The sequence below is a fragment of the Micrococcus sp. GbtcB5 genome (assembly GCF_019091605.1).
Classification (GTDB): Bacteria; Actinomycetota; Actinomycetes; order Actinomycetales; family Micrococcaceae; genus Micrococcus; species Micrococcus luteus.
Genome location: NZ_JAGXJK010000082.1, coordinates 1 through 691, shown reverse-complemented (window position 1 = coordinate 691; position 691 = coordinate 1). Strand labels below are relative to the sequence as shown.

The 691-nt window shown below is 53.1% G+C and carries 1 protein-coding gene; it reads left to right on the top strand.

Features of this window, described 5'->3' with window-relative positions; all coding sequences use genetic code 11:
- Positions 1-691 (top strand): hypothetical protein (locus tag KVS67_RS11550; RefSeq protein ID WP_217565399.1); only part of this gene is annotated, 691 nt, incomplete at both ends.

Sequence of the window (691 nt, the reverse complement as noted above, 5' to 3'; positions counted from 1 at the left end):
CAATCTTGGCCCGGACTCCTTTATGGGGTACGCGCCTGTCCTCAACGCACTGTCGGAATTCTATTGGTCGGAAGAGAATCCGTTGTCACTTTTGAGTAGTGTTCAGCAGGATGCCTCTTATAGCGACGCTTGGCAGGTTATTGTTTCAGCCATCGATAAAATTATGGAGCGCGAGACAGGAAAGTTTGTGAGGTCGGTCAGTGACGGATCTGCCGAGCAGGACGGTTTTGCCCGACAAGTATTTTCTCCTCAGAACCCGCTGCGGCTCTTGCTCGACGGAGAACTCGGGGGCTCTGCCGACTCCGTGATGTCTTTCTTGGAGGTGTGCTCGCCTCCTGGCTTGCCGAATAACTGGGTCTACTCGACAGTGCCGCAGGCAATAGCTCACCAGGTGAGAGATCATCCATTCCTGGATTCACGGAATCTTGGCACCAGGAATCCTTTGACACGGTTCTCTAATGTCGTTTTTCGCGATTTTGTTGTCTACTCTGCTCTCGTGGATCTTCCTCCCGAGGATTCTGTATACATACCCGATTATTGGGCGGATCCGCATGTGAGTCCCAGTTCGATCTTCTTTAACTTCGCTGCCATGCGTTCTACTCGCCTGCGAGCGCTCAGTGTCGAGAGTCTGACGATCCTTACTGATTCGCATGCCGCTCGCTTCGAGGGCGATGTCAACCTTGTTGGCGCG